At 66.3% G+C, this 17,645-nt stretch carries 13 protein-coding genes and 1 riboswitch; of the genes, 9 read left to right on the forward strand and 4 right to left on the reverse strand.

Annotated features, from left to right (window positions below; genetic code table 11):
* Positions 1-10: 10 nt before the first annotated feature.
* From GUY37_RS01765 to poxB, 6 genes are all read left to right on the forward strand, one after another.
* Positions 11-1,474 carry a DUF3375 domain-containing protein gene (locus tag GUY37_RS01765; protein ID WP_152347025.1) on the forward strand — a complete coding sequence of 488 codons (1,464 nt, stop codon included), beginning with the start codon at positions 11-13 and terminating at the stop codon, positions 1,472-1,474.
* On the forward strand, positions 1,471-2,226 hold the full coding sequence (locus GUY37_RS01770; protein WP_166821465.1) for a DUF4194 domain-containing protein: 756 nt from the start codon (positions 1,471-1,473) through the stop codon (positions 2,224-2,226). Before GUY37_RS01765 ends, GUY37_RS01770 begins: the two co-directional genes overlap by 4 nt.
* Complete coding sequence (locus GUY37_RS01775) at positions 2,223-5,753, forward strand: ATP-binding protein (RefSeq protein ID WP_166821468.1); 3,531 nt, start codon at positions 2,223-2,225, stop codon at positions 5,751-5,753. Before GUY37_RS01770 ends, GUY37_RS01775 begins: the two co-directional genes overlap by 4 nt.
* Positions 5,750-7,045, forward strand: a complete 1,296-nt coding sequence (locus tag GUY37_RS01780; protein ID WP_166821471.1) for a Wadjet anti-phage system protein JetD domain-containing protein — start codon at positions 5,750-5,752, stop codon at positions 7,043-7,045. The genes GUY37_RS01775 and GUY37_RS01780 overlap by 4 nt, the downstream gene beginning before the upstream one ends.
* Complete coding sequence (locus tag GUY37_RS01785) at positions 6,993-8,198, forward strand: MFS transporter (protein ID WP_228278295.1); 1,206 nt, start codon at positions 6,993-6,995, stop codon at positions 8,196-8,198. Before GUY37_RS01780 ends, GUY37_RS01785 begins: the two co-directional genes overlap by 53 nt.
* Before the next feature lie 341 nt (positions 8,199-8,539).
* Positions 8,540-10,255 (forward strand): ubiquinone-dependent pyruvate dehydrogenase, encoded by a 1,716-nt coding sequence (poxB, locus tag GUY37_RS01790; protein WP_166821474.1) that lies wholly within the window; start codon positions 8,540-8,542, stop codon positions 10,253-10,255.
* Positions 10,256-10,359: 104 nt separating this feature from the next.
* Here the strand turns inward: poxB and ribH are convergent, their stop codons facing one another.
* From ribH to ribD, 4 genes are all read right to left on the reverse strand, one after another.
* On the reverse strand, positions 10,360-10,830 hold the full coding sequence (ribH, locus tag GUY37_RS01795) for a 6,7-dimethyl-8-ribityllumazine synthase (RefSeq protein ID WP_166821476.1): 471 nt from the start codon (positions 10,828-10,830) through the stop codon (positions 10,360-10,362).
* Between the two features lie 193 nt (positions 10,831-11,023).
* A complete protein-coding gene (gene ribA, locus GUY37_RS01800) occupies positions 11,024-12,445 on the reverse strand; it encodes a GTP cyclohydrolase II (protein WP_166821479.1) in 1,422 nt (473 codons plus the stop codon).
* Complete coding sequence (locus GUY37_RS01805; RefSeq protein ID WP_166821482.1) at positions 12,438-13,100, reverse strand: riboflavin synthase; 663 nt, start codon at positions 13,098-13,100, stop codon at positions 12,438-12,440. Before GUY37_RS01805 ends, ribA begins: the two co-directional genes overlap by 8 nt.
* A gap of 76 nt (positions 13,101-13,176) precedes the next feature.
* Entirely contained in the window at positions 13,177-14,283 is a 1,107-nt protein-coding gene (ribD, locus tag GUY37_RS01810; protein WP_228278296.1) for a bifunctional diaminohydroxyphosphoribosylaminopyrimidine deaminase/5-amino-6-(5-phosphoribosylamino)uracil reductase RibD, read from the reverse strand.
* Between the two features lie 112 nt (positions 14,284-14,395).
* Positions 14,396-14,524, reverse strand: a riboswitch (FMN riboswitch).
* Between the two features lie 154 nt (positions 14,525-14,678).
* Between ribD and GUY37_RS01815 the strand changes: the two genes are divergently transcribed.
* The 3 genes from GUY37_RS01815 to GUY37_RS01825 all read left to right on the forward strand — a co-directional run bounded on the left by GUY37_RS01815 (position 14,679) and on the right by GUY37_RS01825 (position 17,545).
* Complete coding sequence (locus GUY37_RS01815; protein ID WP_166821485.1) at positions 14,679-15,167, forward strand: MarR family winged helix-turn-helix transcriptional regulator; 489 nt, start codon at positions 14,679-14,681, stop codon at positions 15,165-15,167.
* Between the two features lie 103 nt (positions 15,168-15,270).
* Entirely contained in the window at positions 15,271-16,584 is a 1,314-nt protein-coding gene (locus GUY37_RS01820; RefSeq protein ID WP_166821488.1) for an MFS transporter, read from the forward strand.
* A 361-nt stretch (positions 16,585-16,945) separates the two neighbouring features.
* On the forward strand, positions 16,946-17,545 hold the full coding sequence (locus GUY37_RS01825; protein WP_166821491.1) for a DUF805 domain-containing protein: 600 nt from the start codon (positions 16,946-16,948) through the stop codon (positions 17,543-17,545).
* Positions 17,546-17,645: the final 100 nt, after the last annotated feature.

A 17,645-nucleotide genomic window follows, 5' to 3' on the forward strand; every position in this document is an offset into this window, starting at 1 on the left:
AATAGTCCCTATGTCCGCCTTGTCATCCGCGCTCGCATATCGAAGACTCATCGAGTCCGACGCGACTCTGCGCATGCTCCGGGCAGACAACCTCGCCGTCATGGCCGGCACGCTCGATGCCCACCTGGGGCGTCCCGGCACCCGGATGAATACGGAAGACCTGCACGAGAGCATCGACGCCGACCTCGAAGAGCTGCGCGACCACTTCGACCTCTCACTGCGCACGGCGAAAGCCTACTGCGACGACTGGCGACGTGCGGAGATCCTCGTCCGCCGGCCCGCCACCGGGGCGAGGGGTGAGACCTACGAACTCTCCGCAGCCGGGTTCGACGCCATCCGGATGCTCGAACAGCTGCGCACCCCACCGCAGACAGCCACCGAATCCCGGCTGGTCAGCCTCGCCCAATCCGTACGCCAGCTGGCCATCGACACCGACCCGGACAGCTCCCGGAGGCTGGCTTCTCTGCGCGCCGAACGCGACCGCATCGACGCCGAGATCGCCCGTGTCCGTCGCGGCGACCCCCGCTCGGTCGTCCTCGACCGTCGGCGGGCGAACGAACGAGTGGGCGACATCCTCCAACAGGCACAGGGTCTGCCTGCCGACTTCGCCCGTGTGCGCGCTCGCTTCGAGGAGCTCAATCAGGAGCTGAGGGTCTCGATCCTCGCCGCCGAGGACTCCCAGTCCCAAGTCCTCGACGAGGTCTTCCGCGGAGTCGACCTCATCGAATCCTCCGATGAAGGCCGCACATTCTCCGCTTTCGCCGCTCTCGTCCGTGACCCCGAACAGTCCGCGGCCTTCGACGACGACATCGCCGCCATCCTCGACCGTGACTTCTCGGCCACTCTGTCGCTGGCCACGCGTCGGTCCCTGCGCACCCTGATGCGGCAGATGAAGGACGGTTCCCACGAGGTCTCGGACATCCTCACCGAATTCGCCCGCGGCCTGCGCCGCTACGTCCACTCCCACGAATTCCAACGCGACCGCGTCATGCGCACCCTGCTGCAGGAAGGATTGGCCGCGGCCGCTCCCGTGTCGCAGGAGCTCAAGCCCTACGACGAGGTCGGCATCGACCTCGAACTCTCGAGCGTGTCGCTGGGCAGCGTCGGCGAGGTCATCCTCCACGACCCCGAGGAGTTCAACGCCGGGGACGAGCTCGGAGAGGCCACCGACTCCGAGATCGACTTCGCCGAACTCATCGCCGTCGCCCGCGAATCAGAGATCGACTTCGCCGAACTCACCGAGAACATCAACTCCGTCGTCACCTCCTCCCATGAGGCCTCCGTCGCCGAGGTGCTCGAGACCTTCCCCGCAACCCAGGGCCTGGCCAGCGTCGTCGGCCTCCTGTCCCTGGCCAGCACGTACGGCCACGTCGACCACGACAACCGCGAAATCCTCACCTGGGCCGGCGTCGACGGCATCGCCCGCACCGCCGCCATCCGCCGTCACTACTTCACCGAAGGCATCACCCTATGAGCTCCATCGACCACACCGATCCTGTCCCCGAGGCGGCCGCGGACGAAGTCAGCCACAACCCCAGTGGTCTGTGGTCCGGTGACACCGGAACCCTGGGAGAGCGAACCCGCCGAGTGCTGCTCGAACTGCTCAAGGGACCGTACGTGTCGGGGACGCAGAGCCCGCAGCTGTGGGCCGCCCTCGTCGCCGACGAAGGCCTCGTCCGTTCCCGACTGCATGATCTGTTCCTCGACCTCGTCATCGACCGGGTCGACGAGTTCGCGTTCACCCGCAAGGTCGTCACCGACGAGATCGACGCCCCCGCCGCGGTGCGCAGCGAACGCCTCACCTTCCTCGACACGGCCATGCTGCTGGTGCTGCGGCAGCTGCTCTTGGCCGCGCCGGGGGAGAAACGCGTCATCGTCGATCGGGAAGAGGTCTACGAGAGACTCGCGATCTACCGCACCGGCGACGAATCGACGTTCCAGCGCAACCTCAACGGAGCATGGTCGCGGATGAGCAACCGCCTGCGCGTGCTCCACAAAGCAGGGGAAGACCGTTTCGAGGTCTCTCCGATGGTGAAGTTCCTCATCGACGAGGATCGGGTGCGTGAGCTCATCGACGTCTACGAACGCATCGCCTCAGGTGAGAGCGACGCCATGGAGGATGTTGCCGATTCCCTCACCGAGGCGGCCGACACCGCATCCGACACCCCATCCAACACCGGATCCACTGTCGAGACCGACACCGACGACGAGGAGGACGAGGCGTGACCGAGGCACTGTTCCCGCTCGACGCGGCCTTCGTCGCCGATCAGGCGCGCGCCCGCGGAGCGAACCGACCCGACGTCGGCAGCCAGTGGCGACTGAGCGAGATCCAGATCGCGAACTGGGGCACCTTCGACGCCGACATCCATCGCATACCCGTCTCTCATCAGGGCCACCTCATCACCGGTCCCTCCGGTTCGGGCAAGTCGTCCCTGCTCGACGGCATCGCCGCCGTCCTCACGCCGGACAAATGGCTGCGCTTCAACGTCGCCGCTCAGACCGCGGGCGCTCGTCTCGATCAGCGCAGTCTCGTCAGCTACGTCCGCGGAGCCTGGACCCGAACCGCCGACACGGACGAGGACCGGGTCGTCAGCAAGTACCTGCGTCCGCGCGCCACCTGGAGCGGGATCATCCTCCGCTACGACAACGGCAGCGATAGGCCTCTGTCGTTGGCCCGGCTGTTCTTCATCAAGGGTTCGGGCACGAAGGCGACTGACCTCTCCGACGCCTGCGTTCTGGAGCGCGCGTCCCTCGACCTCTCCGACCTCCAGCACTACGCTCGGTCCGGGCTCGAGACCCGCAGACTCAAGGCCGACCACCCGGATGCGGTGGTCACCTCGAACGGCCACCACGGGAAGTTCTATGCACGGATGCGCAAGACCTTCGGCATGGCCGACGAGTCCGCCCTCCAGCTGCTGCACAAGACCCAGTCGGCGAAGAGCCTCGACAGCCTCGACCGGCTCTTCCGGGACCATATGCTCGAAACCCCGGTGACCTTCGACCTCGCAGACACCGCCGTCGCCCAGTTCGGTGACCTCAAGGACGCTCACGACCATGTCGTGCAGCTGCGCAAACAGCGCGACCACCTGCTCCAGCTGCGGGAAGCCGCCTCCCGCTTCGAGACCGCCAATGACATCGCCGCGAAGTCGATCGCCCTGAGCGAAGCCCTGCTGCCGTACCAGAAGCGGCGCGAGCTCGATATCCTGCGTGCCGACCTGTCCGCGCTGACGCGGCAGATCGTCGAACTCGAAGTCACCGCCGACCGCGCGAAACGCGACTTCGACGCCGCCGTAGACGAATACGACTTGGCCAGGCGAGCCACTCTCGAACTCGGCGGCTCCGAGGCCGAACACCTGCAGCAGCGCATCGACACAGCCGAGACCGAACGCCGCGCCATCGCCGAACGCTGGGCGTCACTGGCCCGACAGCTCGAACAGGCCGGCATCGAGCACGCCCCGACCACGGCCGCCGAATTCGCCGAACTCCAGGCCCAGATCGCCTCCAGCCTCGACGACGACACGCAGGTCGCCGGGCCCAGCCACGCCGACCATGACCGGTTCTCCCAAGCGAGGGCCAAGGTGCGCGAACTCGAAGGTGAGATCGAATCGCTGCGCCGGTCCGGATCGACCGTGCCGAACAACCTCCTGGCGATCCGCTCCGAACTCGCTGCCGGCACCGGTCTGAGCGAGAAGGCGCTGCCGTTCGCCGCCGAACTCATCGAAGTCGACCCCGACGAGGCCCGGTGGACCGGCGCGATCGAACGAGTGCTGCGCCCCATGGCACTGACCGTCCTCGTCCGGGCGGAGAACCTCTCGGCAGTGCGCACCTGGGTCGACGCCCACCGCATCCGCGGTCGACTCGTCTTCGAGGAGATCCCGCACTCGGTGCCGAGCCCTCGCCCTGTCGGCAGTGAGAAGTCGCTGGTGAACAAGGTGCATGTTTCCGACACCGGCTTCGGCGACTGGGTCCGGACCACCCTGTCCGAACGCTTCGACTTCGCCTGCGTCGACTACCCCGACGAACTCGACGACCACCCGCGCGCGGTCACCGTCAAGGGGCAGATCAAGACCTCACGCACCCGCTACGAAAAGGACGACCGGCGAGCCATCGACGATCGCAGCCAATGGGTCCTCGGCGACCGCGAAGCGAAACTCGAAGCCCTCGTCGAATCCCTCAAAGAGGCTCAGTCGGAACTGGCCGCCGCCGAACAGGTGGTCGCGGCAGCCGACGCCGAAACCGCCCAGGCCCACCGCCGTCGCGGCATCCTCGCCGGCATTCGCGAACAGTCCTGGCGCGACGTCGACCGCGACGGCGCGGCCGAGAGAGTCACGACTCTCGAACGGCAGCTGGCCGAACTCGAAGACGCCGACGGAGACCTGCAGCAGGCGATCGGTGCCGAACGTGAGGCGAAGGTCGTCAAGGACACGGCCGAGAAAGCGAAGAACGACGCCGACTATGCCCTGCGCCGAGCGAACGAAGAATCGACGGGTCTGCGCTCGAACATCACCCGGATCGAAGACGACGTCAACTCCGGTCGGGTAGCGGAGGTGGAGGGCCACCTCGGCGAACAGCTCGACGAACGCTTCCGCAAGATCCAACGCAGCATCAAGCGGGAGAACCTCGCCGAGGTGGGCCAGCAGGTCTCGCGGGTGCTGCAGGAGGAGAAGGACCGGGCCCAGGCCGAAGCAAGCCGGTCGGGGCAGTCCGTGACGCGGCTGGCCGCCGAGTTCAAGGCCGCATGGCCGTCGGTGTCGTCCCAGCTGACAGCCGAAGTCGATGATCGTCGAGCCTATCTGGCGATGCTCGATGAGATCGAAGCGCACGGCCTGCCCGATCATGAGAACCGTTTCCGGGAGCTGCTGCAGCAGCGCTCCCGTGACCTCATCGGCGAACTCCTCAACGAGATCCACGCCGCCCCGCGCGAGATCGAGGATCGGGTCGCCCCGATCAATTCGTCCCTGCTGCGCTCGCAGTTCGACGAGGACCGGTACCTGCGGCTCAAGGTCAAGACCCGCCGCTCCGAGACCGTCAACGCCTTCATCGCCGATCTTCGACTCGTCGCCAGCGGCAGCTGGGGCGAGGACGATATGGAGACCGCGGAGAAGAAGTACGACACCCTCGCCGAGGTGATGCGCCGATTCGCCTCCAGCGAGCACGTCGACAAGGTGTGGAAGACCCAATGTCTGGACACCCGTCTGCACGTGAGCTTCCTCGCCGAGGAGATCGACGATCACGGGCGCGCGCACGCCACCTACGATTCGGGTGCTGCGATGTCCGGTGGCCAGCAGCAGAAGCTCGTGATCTTCTGCCTGGCGGCAGCGCTGCGGTATCAGCTGGCCGACCCGGACGAGGCGATCTCGAAATACGGCACGATCATCCTCGACGAGGCCTTCGACAAGGCCGACACCCGCTACACCCGGATGGCTCTCGACATCTTCATCGAGTTCGGGTTCCACATGGTGCTGGCCACCCCGCAGAAGCTGCTGCAGACGATCGAACCGTATGTGGGGGCGGCGACCTCGATCGAGAATCCGAGCCGGCAGAAGACCCTGACCTCGACGATGGTGTGGGACGAGACGGAGCGGGCCGGGACTGGAGCGGAGTCGGGCTCGGAGTCAGAATCGGCTGATGGCGCGGTCGAGGAGTCGGCTGGATCTGGTGGGATAGGTGATTCCAAGGGTTCGGACAGTTCCGAGAGCGTCCGTGTGGCCGGTGAAGTCGAGCTTGAGTTCGAGGAGTCGGACGCCCGATGACGATGCTCTCTGTCGCCGAGGCTCGGACGAAGGCACGTACTCGCCTGAGTTCGTCCATGGCCTCGTGGGCGGCGGAGGCGACAAGTGACGTGCGTGTTGAGATCGCCCTCAAACCACCGACGGAGAAGCAGGTGCTCTCCGATCAGGCTGCCGCCGCCGACTGGGCCGGCAGTTGGCGGGCGGTCGAGGGCAAGGCAGGAGACGCCTCGCGGCTCGAGATCGATTGGGAGGACCGCACCTGGGCCCGAGTCGGTCGCCAACGTGTTCCTATCCGACTGCGTCTGCTCACGCCCGACGAAGTCGCCGGCTTCGTCGGTGGCGACGCCGCCCGCGATTGGCGCAAGCTGCGTGACCGGGCCCAGCTGGTCCGAGAACGGTTCAGGGCTGAGTCGAACGACACTGCGTCGATCGGCGACGAAGATGCGGATGACACTGAGGACGGGAACTCCCTGGCAGCGGCGATCCGGTCCCAGTCGAAACGGATCCTCTCCTTGTCCGACGCCGCATTCGTTACTGTCATCGACGTCGTCGACTGGCTGTGCACCCGTCCGCTCGGATCGCTGCGACCCAGACAGCTGCCCATCCGCGGGGTGGACTCGAAATGGTTCGAGACCCACCGCAGCCTCGTCACCGCCCTGCTCGGAGGGATCGGCCACGCCGATGCGGTGACCGTCCTCGACGCCGAACCGAGACTGCGCCTGCGCATCCTCGATTCGGCACTCATCGACACGCATCTCGATGACATCACCGCACCGATCTCCCAACTCAGTCGCCTGCCCCTTTCGCCGAGGGTGGTCTTCGTCTTCGAGAACCTCGAATCCGTGCTCGCGATGCCTGAATGGCACGGAGCCGTCGCCGTCCACGGCTCCGGATACGCCGTCGACGGAGTCGCTCGACTGCAGTGGATCGGCGACGCGCGCATCATCTATTGGGGCGACCTCGACTCCCATGGTTTCGCGATCCTCAACCGCCTGCGCAGCCACCTGCCGGAGGTCGAATCCGTGCTCATGGACGAAGCAACACTGGTCGCGCACCAGGATCTCTGGGTACCGGAACCGAAGCCGAGCACCGGCACTTTCGCGCATCTCACCGGCACCGAGGCACGTGCCCTCGAACGATTACATGCTGAAGGAGGCGTCCGGCTTGAACAGGAACGCATCCCCTGGGAGACGGCTCTGAACCGACTGCGGACCGCGGCCGAGGTGGAGACCTCGGGTCACCTCGGCGAAGGAACAGGTCGTGGCGTGGGAACGGAGCACCGCCTCGGCGAGGGCCTCGATGACGACCGATAAGCCGCGCGGGGGACTGACCGCCCTCTGCGTCGCCGAACTGGTGTGCTGGGGCCTGCTCTACTACTCCCTGCCGGTGGCGGTCACCCCGATCTCTGACGATATGGGCTGGAGCCACACGACGGTGACGGCGGCGCTGACGGTCGGGCTCATCGTCTCAGCGCTCATGGGACCCAGCGTTGGGCGGATACTCGACAGGCACGGCCCGCAGTTGATCATGGGCGCGGGTACGGCCGTCGGGGTCGTCGCACTCGGACTAGTCGCGATCGCGCCGAATCTCGCCGTGTTCTTCGCCGCCTGGATCCTCGCCGGATTCGCCCAGGCAGCGACGCTCTACCCACCGGCTTTCGCTGTCATCACCCGCTGGTACGGGGCGGAGCGGACGAAGCCCCTGACGACGATCACGCTCGTCGGCGGGCTCGCCTCGACGGTCTTCGCCCCGATCATCGCCTGGCTCATCGACAGCCTCGGCTGGCGGGGAACCTATGGTGTGCTCGCCGGACTGCTCGCCGCCCTCGCGCTGCCGATGCACCTGTTGTTCCTCAACCGCACCTGGACCGACGAGGCGGCCGCATCCACGGTGAAGCCGAGCCGGGCCGAACTGCACCAAGTCACTCGTCACCCGCGTTTCATCACCCTGCAGATCGCCGTCGCGGTCGCGACGTTCACCCTGTTCGCGGTGACAATCAACATTATCCCGCTCATCATCGAACGCGGTGCCGACTACAGTCTGGCGGCCATCGCCCTCGGCCTGGTCGGCTTCGGTCAGGTGGCCGGACGATTCGGCTACCCGAGTCTGGAACGGCACTCGTCGACACGGTCGCGGACGGTCATCCTCTTCGCCTCGGGCGCGGTCAGTCTGTGGCTGCTCGCCCTGGTTCCCGGCCCGATCTGGCTGCTCATCGGCATCGCCGTGCTCGGCGGCGGAGTGCGCGGCTGCATGACATTGCTGCAGGCCACGGCGGTGTCCGATCGGTGGGGGACGAGGAACTTCGGGGCCGTCAACGGCGTATTTGTCGCTCCAATCACCGCGGGCACGGCGCTCGCACCGGTCGCGGGTCCGGCGCTGGCCGGGGTACTCGGCGAGTACCCGATGATGGCGCTGGCCATGGCCGGGCTGCTCACGCTGGCGACCCTGCTGTCTGCGCGGGCGTGAATGCCGCCTCGGTGAGGGGAATACTCTCTGAGCAGAGAAACGTGTAAAAAAATCGGCGATTCTTTTACACGTTTGGAAGATATGGCAAATTGCTTGACACATCATCCGGGCACTTCTGCGAACCTCCTGGCAAGCACCTCGTCGGAGGATTCCGTGCATGCGAACCCATCCGTCAGCGCCGCCTCGGTGAGGTTATTCCCGCATCCGAGGGTGAGGAATCGGACAGCCTCGGCGAGGGAGTCCGGGTCTAGACTGAAAGAGCGGTCACAGCCCCACTTGGGGCAGCCCTGCCGGGGTCCGCGACAGCGCCCCCGGCGCCATGTTTCAACGGAAGGAAGTCAATGCCCACCGTCGCAAGAAACATCGTCGATACCCTCGTAGCCAGCGGAGTCAAGCGCGTCTACGGCATCCCGGGTGATTCGCTCAACGGATTCACCGATGCCCTGCGGGTCAACCCGCAGCTCGAATGGGTCCACGTCCGCCACGAGGAGGCCGCTTCCTTCGCCGCCAGCGGCGAGGCCGCCCTGACCGGTGAACTCGCGGTCTGCGCCGGCAGCTGCGGACCCGGCAACCTCCACCTCATCAACGGGCTCTTCGACGCCCAGCGTTCGCGGGTTCCCGTGCTGGCCATCGCCGCCCAGATCCCCAGCGACGAGATCGGCTCGAACTACTTCCAGGAGACCCACCCGACCGAGCTGTTCCGTGACTGCAGCGTCTACGTCGAGAACGTCTCCTCGGCCGAGCAGATGCCCCGACTGCTGCGCATCGCCATGCGTGAAGCGATCGAGAAGCGCGGCGTCGCCGTCCTCGTCATCCCCGGTGACGTCGGTCTGTCCGAGATCGATGGCGCCGCCGAGGTGGTCAAGGCCTACCCGTCGCACATGACCCCGGCCGACTCTCAGATCGAAGCCGCGGCGAAGGCCCTCAACAAGGGCAAGAAGACGACGATCCTCGCCGGTGCCGGCACCGAAGGCGCCCATGATGAGCTGCTCGCCATCGCCGAGAAGCTCCAGGCCCCGATCGTCCATTCGATCCGAGGCAAGGAGTTCGTCGAGTACGACAATCCCTATGACGTGGGCATGACCGGTCTGCTCGGGTTCTCCTCCGGCTACGCCGCGCTCAAGGACTGCGACACTCTGCTCATGCTCGGTACCGATCTGCCCTACCAGCAGTTCTACCCCGAGGATGCGACGGTCATCCAGGTCGATGTGCGCGGGTCCCAGATCGGCAGGCGCACGAAGGTCGACATTCCGCTTGTCGGAACGGTCGCCGACACCGTCGAGGCGCTGCTGCCGAAGATCAAGCCGAATCGCAGCAGCACGCACCTCAACGCGCTGACCAAGCACTATCAGAGGACGCGTAAGGACCTCGACGAGCTGGCCACACCCTCGAAGCGGACGATCCACCCGCAGTACCTGACCCGGCTCCTCGACGAGATGGCCGATGACGACGCCGTATTCATTCCCGACGTCGGATCACCCGTGGTGTGGGCGGCCCGCTACCTGACGATGAACGGCAAGCGTCGCCTCATCGGGTCCTTCAGCCACGGATCGATGGCCAACGCCCTGTCCCAGAGCGTCGGCGTGCAGTCGGCGTTCGAGGACCGGCAGACCATTGCGCTCGCCGGTGACGGCGGACTGGCCATGCTGCTCGGTGAGCTCATCACGCTCACGCAGAACAAACTGCCGGTCAAGACGGTCGTGTACAACAACTCCTCGCTCAACTTCGTCGAGCTCGAGATGAAGGCGGCCGGTTTCGTCACGTTCGGAACGGACCTCGACAACCCCGACTTCTCCACCATCGCCGAGGCGGTCGGGATCAAGGGATTCCGCGTCGAGAAGTCCAAGGACCTGCCGAAGGTCGTCAAGGAATTCCTCGCCTACCCGGGCCCTGCGGTCCTCGATGTCGTCACCGAACGTCAGGAGCTGTCGATGCCGCCGTCGATCACCGTCGAGCAGGCCAAGGGCTTCGCGCTCTACGCGATCCGCACGGTGCTCTCGGGCAAGGGCGACGAACTCATCGACCTCGCCCGGACGAACCTCCGCCAGCTCTTCTGACGAACACGCGCCGAGAAGCGGGTTGAGCGTCGAAACACGGGTGTGTACACCCGAGTCTCGACGCTCAACCCGTTTCTCGATGAAGATGAGCGCAACTCCGCCGTTCAACCCTGCGTGTAAGGTGCCAGGGCCCGGGCGGTGACGAGGGCGGCGGTCATCGTCTCATGCCCCTTGTCCTCCTGAGAGCCTTCGAGCCCGGCACGGTCGATGCCCTGCTGCTCGGTGTCGCAGGTCAGCACGCCGAAGCCCACGGGCTTGCCGGAGTCGATGGCCACCCGGTTGAGGCCGTCGGTGGCGGCTTGGCAGACATAGTCGAAGTGCGGAGTGCCGCCGCGGATGACCACGCCGAGGGCGACGACCGCATCGAAGTGCGGGGCCAGGCGCGCGGCGGCGACGGGCAGTTCGAAGCTGCCGGGCACGCGGACGAGCGTGGCGTCGGCTCCGGCCTCGGCGGCTGCGCGCTGGGCTCCGTCGACGAGCCCGTCCATGATCTGGGTGTGCCAGGAGGCGGCGACGATGGCGACGCGCAGGTCAGCTGCGTCGACGGTGAGTTCTGGTGCTCCGGAGTGAGCCATGAGTGAGTCCTTTGTTCGGGGCTCCGCAGAGCCTGATTTGTGTCGTAAATCGATTCGCCGGTGAAGCAGGGCGCGCTCGCCGAGGCGGCTGACGCACCCGAGGGGCTGTTCGGTTCCAGCCTGGCCGGGTGCAGCCGGGGTTCAGCGGAGCCGGGTGCGCCCGGGTTTCAGTGGGGCCTGACGTGTCCGGAATTCAGCTGGCGACGGCTCCGGCGGTGCCCGCGCCGGTGCCGGCCGTACCCGTGACCTCCGGCAGCGAGAGCACATGGTGCATGCGTTCGCGCTTCGTGGCCAGGTAATGCGTGTTCTCCGGCCGCGCTGCGACCTCGAGCGGAACCACCGAATCGACTGTGATGCCCAGCTCCTCGAGAGCGGAGGTCTTCGCCGGATTGTTCGTGAGCAGGCGGACACGGGTCAGCCCGAGCGAACGCAGGATCGTCGCCGCGGCATGGTAGTCGCGGGCATCATCGGTGAAGCCGAGGTCTCGATTCGCATCCACGGTGTCCCGTCCCTGATCCTGCAGAGCGTAGGCGCGCAGCTTGTTGCTCAGCCCGATTCCGCGCCCTTCGTGGCCGGTCAGGTAGAGCACCGCCCCACCGTGTTCGGCGATGAGGTCGAGCGCCAGGTCGAGCTGCTCACCGCAGTCGCACCGGTGCGAACCGAAGACGTCCCCGGTCAGGCACTCCGAATGCAGCCGTACGAGAGGCGCCGCACCGTCGGCGTCGGAATCCGGGGATCCTGCAAATACGCCGAGGTGGTCATGGCCGTTGATCGTGAACGCGCGGGCTCGCAGGTGGCCGTGCTCCGTTGGCAGAGCCACTTCCGCGGTCGCTTCAACCGATCCGTCCTCACCGGGTGCACCGGCAACCGTCACCGAGGCGGACGCCTCGGCGGCGGAATCATCCGCGGTCGACGACGCGGCCGAGGCCGGCGACACAGTCGGGGCCGATGGAACGGCCGTCGCGGAGTCGTCCGCCACATCCGCGTCCCGTTCTTCGAGGTAGGCGGTGAGCTGCTCGATGGAGACCATGACGAGGTCGTTGGCGTCGGCGAAGTCGCGGACCGCGTCGAAGCGCATCATCGAACCGTCGTCGTGGACCACCTCGGCGATCATCGCCACCGGCTGCGCACCGGCCAGTCGTGCGAACTCGACCCCGGCCTCGGTGTGGCCGGGGCGTTCCCGCACCCCGCCGTCCTTCGCGATGAGCGGGAAGATGTGCCCGGGCCGCGAGATCGTCGCCGGATCCGGGTCAGCGGCGGCCAGCACACGGCCGGTCTCGGCGCGTTCGGCGGCGCTGATTCCGGTGGTCACACCCACCGCGTCGCAGCTGATCGTGTAGGCGGTGCCCTTCGGATCCTCGTTGTCGACGACCATCGGCGGCAGGCGCAGGTCGGCGGCGCGGTCGGCGGTCATGGGTGCGCAGATGACGCCCGAGGTGTGCCGGACGAAGAAGCCCATCGTTGCGGCATCGGCGAACTCGGCGGCCATGATGAGGTCACCCTCGTTCTCCCGGTCCTCGTCATCGACGACGAGGACGGGCCGGCCCGCGGCGACGGCGGAGATGGCCGCATCGATGGGATCGAGGCGGCTGGCGTGAGCGACTGAATCAGTCATGATCGACTCCTTGCTGGGTGCTGTTGTGCGTCTGAGATTGTGAGAAGGACAGGAGGCGGGCGGTGTACTTCGCGAGCACATCGACTTCGATGTTCACGGCCGCGCCGACCGGCATCTCGCCGAAGGTCGTGTGCGTGAGAGTGGCCGGGATGAGGCCGACCTCCACCCACGCCGAGGGTTCGCTCGGTGCGGACACGGCCGTCAGGGTCAGCGACACCCCGTTGAGGGCAATCGAGCCTTTGACCGCGGTCAACGGGGCGAGTACGTTCGGGATCCCGATGCGCAGGGTCGACCAGTCGGCGCGGTCGATGCGGTCGAGGAGTTCGCCGCGCCCGTCGACATGTCCCTGGACGACATGGCCGTCGAGGCGCCCCGAGGCGGGAGTGCAGCGCTCCAGGTTGACCCGGTCACCCGTGGCCAGGGTGCCGAGCCCGGTCAGGCGCAGGGTCTCACCCATGACCTCGGCGGTGAAGAGTCCCGGCCGCTGCGCGGCGGGACGGCGCGTCGAGGTCAGGCAGACTCCGTTGACAGCCAGCGAGCCGCCGAGTTCGAGGTCAGCGACGAGCTGGCCGGCATCGATGGTGATCGCGGCCGAATCGTTGGTGTATTCGATGGACTCGACGGTGCCGAGTCCTTCGATGATTCCGGTGAACATGTGCCTCCAAGATTTCTGGGCGTGGACGATGCTGCTTGCTGGGGGAGTGCGGCGTGTGTCGCAGTGAGAACTGGATTCAGGTCCCTGGCGGCGCAGACCCACCGGGGCTCTCGGATGCGTCTGGTTCCAGATCCGCTGTCTCGAAGTGCAGTAAGAAGTCCGGGCCGAGCTGCGACATCGCCGGTGTCTCCGTGTCATCGGGGACCAGCCGCAGGGCCTCCCCGAGGGTGCCGATGTCCAAGCCTTCGACACTGCTGCGTCCGGGGCCGATGAGGATCGGGGCCTGGTAGCAGAAGACTTCGTCGACGACTCCGGCGGCGAAGAACGCGCCTGACACCGTGGGCCCACCCTCGACGAGAAGGTGGCGCACCCCTGCCTCGTGCAGCCGGTCCAGCGCCTCCCGGACATCGTGAGTGCGCAGATGGAGAGTGTTCGGGTTGAGGGCGAGAAACGACGTGACCGGCAGGTCGGAGGTGCCGAGCACAACGGGCCGCGGCTGATCGTCGAGCGCGATTCCGTCACGCCCCCGGGCATTGAGGCGCGGGTCGTCGGCCACGGCGGTGCCGGTTCCGACGAGGATGGCGTCGACGCGGGACCGGACCTCGTGAGCATGCATCCGCGACTGCTCCGAGGTGATCCATCGGCTGGTGCCGTCGTTGGCGGCGACGGCCCCGTCGAGGCTCTGCGCGATCTTCACCGTGACGAACGGGCGGGTCTCGGCCATGGCCCGGAGCCAGCGGACATTGAGTGCGCGGGACTCCTCCCGGTGCAGTCCCGCGCGGACCGTGAGCCCCGCCTCGGCGAGGGTGTTCCCGCCGCCGGCGGCCAGCGGATTCGGGTCGGCGGCGGCGAAGACGACGGAGGGGATCCCGGCGGAGATGATCGCCTCGGTGCAGGGTCCGGTCCGGCCGTGGTGGGAGCAGGGTTCAAGGGTGACCAGCAGGGTCGAGGCGCTCAGGTCGATGTCGAGATCATGGGCAGTGGTGATGACGTCGACCTCGGCATGGGGCGTTCCGGCACCGCCGTGATGCCCGGTCACGATCTGGCCGTCGGCGGTCAGGATTGCCGCCCCCACCAGCGGATTCGCGCCACGAAAACCTTCGCGGGCGGCGTCTAGGGCGGCGGTCATCGCCGCGGATTCGAGTTCGGTGGACTCCGCCGCGTCACTGAGCTGCGCGCTCATGAAAAACCTCCCGAGCCTTCGCCGGGAGGGAGGATATTGCGGGTGCAACCATCAGGGCGGTCGGCTCGCGCGACGGTGCGGTCGAATGCACCGAAACACAGCGGCCGAGGCCACCATGCTCCTCCCATCCAGACTCTGACTGTCGGTTTCGGAATTTCACCGAATCAACCGCCTGCACGAATGCGAGCGGGTCGCGGACTCTGACCGCCGGTACGGAATTTCACCGTCCCCGGAACATATGAGGCCAGGTTAGCACGACCATCGCCGAGGCGAGGGTGAGCTTCGTCACACAGCCCCATTTTGACGGCGCGAGGGCGGCCTCACGGGGCGTTGAGGAAGCATTCGGAAGCGCGCTCGATTTGCCCAGATCCATAACCTGGGTATATAAATAGGTTATGGATGATGTGGATTCGGCTGAGCTCGTCTCGCGGCTCGTTGTCGTGTCGTCGCGCCTGACCCGAGCGTTTCGGCGAGTGATCGGCAATGAGAACTCACTGGCGGCGCTGCGCGCGCTCGCCGTCGTCGAACAGTATCAGCCCGTTCGCGTCGGACACTTCGCGCAGGGATATCTGAGCTCGCAGCCTGCGGCGACGAAGCTCCTCGCCAAGCTCGAGGAGGCCGGACTCGTCGTGCGCGAACCCAGCCCGACGGATGGCCGTGCTTCGCAGTTCTCGCTGACCGACGCCGGCCGGGAGCGGTTGGCGGAGAACCGCTCGATCATGATCGAGCAGATTCAGCCGTACTTCGAGTCGCTGAGCGTCGAGGAGCGGCAGAGCGTCGATCGCGCGCTCGGACTGGTCTCGGACTTCCTCAAGGACCGCCATCCGGTCGACTCTGCCGAAGAGCCCGCCGACGGTCCGGGCCCGGACTCGGCCGCGGGCTAGCTGCCGAAACCGCCACAGCTGTTCAACCACGATTCCGGAACAGATTTCGGAACCGAGCGCACCACAGAAGGACGCACCACAGGAAAGGGGACGCGACCAGCAGATGAGAGCGTCAGCAGACAACGAAACCACACGGGACGAAACACCCGGCGATACCGGGGCGGGAACGTCGATCCTTCGCCAGCCGCGTGCCGTCTGGGCGGTCGCATTCGCCGCGGTCATCGCCTTCATGGGCATCGGCCTGGTCGATCCGATCCTGCCGGCTATATCGGCCGAGCTCGACGCCACACCCGCCCAATCGATGCTGCTGTTCACCAGCTACCTGTTCATCACCGGCGGAATGATGTTCTTCACGAGCTTCCTGTCCTCGCGCATCGGTGCGAAGACCACGCTGCTCATCGGTCTCGTCCTCATCGTCGCGTTCGCGGCTCTGGCCGGATTCTCCGGTTCCGTCGACCAGATCATCGGCTTCCGTGCCGGTTGGGGTCTGGGCAACGCACTGTTCATCTCCACCGCTCTGTCGACGATCGTCGGTGCTGCCTCCGGAGGCGCGGAGAAGGCGATCATCCTCTACGAGGCTGCTCTCGGCGTCGGCATCGCTACCGGCCCACTGCTCGGCGGACTGCTGGGCGGCATCTCCTGGCGAGGGCCGTTCTTCGGCACCGCAGTCCTCATGGCCATCGGCTTCATCGCGATCATCGTGCTGCTGCCGAACGGTACGAGCTCGAACGGGCCTTCGGCAGAGCCGATCAAGCTCAGCGCCACATTCCGGGCGCTCGCCCGTCCGGGTGTGGCCGTGCTCGGCGTCTCCGCTCTACTGTACAACTTCGGCTTCTTCATCCTGCTGGCCTACAGCCCGTTCCCCGTCGAGGCGGCCGCCGCGAAGTTGGGGATGGAGGACTTCGGGGCTATGGGCCTCGGCTACGTCTTCTTCGGGTGGGGCATCTGCGTGGCGATCACCTCGGTGTTCGGAGCCCCGGTGCTGACCAAGCGGATGGGACGTCGCCGCAGCCTCATCGTCACCCTGATTGCACTCGCCGTGCTGCTGGGTGTGATGTCCTTCCTCGTCGAGTCATTCATCGGCATCATCGTCTGCATCATCGTCGCGGGCATGCTTCTGGGGGTGCTCAACACCGTCTTCACCGAATCGGCGATGGAGGTCAGCGACCTGCCCCGTCCCGTCGCCTCGGGCACCTACTCGGGTGTGCGCTTTGTCGGCGGTGCGATCGCTCCGATCGTCGCGGGTTCGGTGTCCGAATCGATCAGTGCAGGCTCGCCCTACCTCTTCGGGGCCGGCGCCGTGCTGCTGTCGGTCGTCGTCATCTCTGTGGGGTGGAAGGCGCTGCGCCGCGTCGACGGTCACATCGACGAGTCGTCGGTCGACGAAGCCTATGCACTGACCGGAGGCGACGCCTGAGGCGTCACTGCCTGCAGGCGGCGCCGGCTTCAGTCGATGTCGAACCGCTCGGAGTGGGGCGGGGCCACTGACTATGGCGCTCGAGGAATCATTCCTCGGGCGCCGTATTCTTGCCTGACGTCATGTCTGGCGTGATGCCTCAACTCGTGAAGTGTGCCTATGCGCGTTGGACCGTGTTCGCATTCGTCCCAATCCCCGGGGCAGCCGGAAGATGAACGTTGAGCTCTGTTGCAGATCTGAAACCGGTTCGACACATGATCGACGGAGAGCCTAGGGCAGAATAGATTTCGCGCAATCCGAAGATCGACTGAGAGAACTCTGCTCATCGACGACGGAACGCGACCAGAAACATCACCTACAAATGAAGGCCATCATGTCCTACGACGCGAATGCAGCATACAACTCCGGCGCACCCGGTCAAGGATTGCCCGGCGCCGCCGGCCAGGGCTTCGGAGGCCAGGGCTTCGGTGGAGCACCTCGCGGTGCCACCAGCCCCGATGACCTCTCGCTCCCTCTCTACGGTGCGAGCTTCGGCCAGGCCGTCAAGCGCTTCTTCAAAAACTATGTCAACTTCAAAGGACGAGCTTCCCGCAGTGAGTACTGGTTCGCTTACCTCTTCATTGCGCTGCTGATGATTGTTCCCACCATCCTGTATTCCATCGGACTCGGGATGATGGGTGCTTCCGCATCGATGGCGGCGGCGGACCCTTATGGCATGTCTGCAGCTGCCGGCCCTTCCGGTGCATCGATTGCTCTGACCGGCATCGGGGGAATCCTCATGGGCATCATCGGTCTGGCTGTCCTCTTGCCGCAGCTCGCTATCTCGTGGCGTCGGCTCCATGACGGAAACTTCCCAGGACCCATGTGGTTCCTGGGCCTCATCCCAGGCGTCGGGGGGATCATCGTGCTCGTGCTGATGATCATGCCATCCAAGCCCGAGGGGCAGCGCTTCGACGGCTGATTTCGGCGCAGGCATCACGCCCCGCTGCTGACACGTCCTACAGCTGCGCGGCCATCACGCCCCGCCGGCGGCATCTCGCACAATTGCAACGGTGCGAGAT

The sequence above is a fragment of the Brevibacterium limosum genome, from assembly GCF_011617705.1.
GTDB lineage: Bacteria > Actinomycetota > Actinomycetes > Actinomycetales > Brevibacteriaceae > Brevibacterium > Brevibacterium limosum.

Coding starts and splice junctions, on each gene's coding strand:
- GUY37_RS01820 (WP_166821488.1), top strand. CDS start 15,271: ATGAGAGCGTCAGCAGACAACGAAACCACACGGGACGAAACACCCGGC.
- GUY37_RS01765 (WP_152347025.1), top strand. CDS start 11: ATGTCCGCCTTGTCATCCGCGCTCGCATATCGAAGACTCATCGAGTCC.
- poxB (WP_166821474.1), top strand. CDS start 8,540: ATGCCCACCGTCGCAAGAAACATCGTCGATACCCTCGTAGCCAGCGGA.
- ribA (WP_166821479.1), bottom strand. CDS start 12,445: ATGACTGATTCAGTCGCTCACGCCAGCCGCCTCGATCCCATCGATGCG.
- GUY37_RS01770 (WP_166821465.1), top strand. CDS start 1,471: ATGAGCTCCATCGACCACACCGATCCTGTCCCCGAGGCGGCCGCGGAC.
- GUY37_RS01825 (WP_166821491.1), top strand. CDS start 16,946: ATGAAGGCCATCATGTCCTACGACGCGAATGCAGCATACAACTCCGGC.
- ribH (WP_166821476.1), bottom strand. CDS start 10,830: ATGGCTCACTCCGGAGCACCAGAACTCACCGTCGACGCAGCTGACCTG.
- ribD (WP_228278296.1), bottom strand. CDS start 14,283: ATGAGCGCGCAGCTCAGTGACGCGGCGGAGTCCACCGAACTCGAATCC.
- GUY37_RS01805 (WP_166821482.1), bottom strand. CDS start 13,100: ATGTTCACCGGAATCATCGAAGGACTCGGCACCGTCGAGTCCATCGAA.
- GUY37_RS01780 (WP_166821471.1), top strand. CDS start 5,750: ATGACGATGCTCTCTGTCGCCGAGGCTCGGACGAAGGCACGTACTCGC.
- GUY37_RS01815 (WP_166821485.1), top strand. CDS start 14,679: ATGGATGATGTGGATTCGGCTGAGCTCGTCTCGCGGCTCGTTGTCGTG.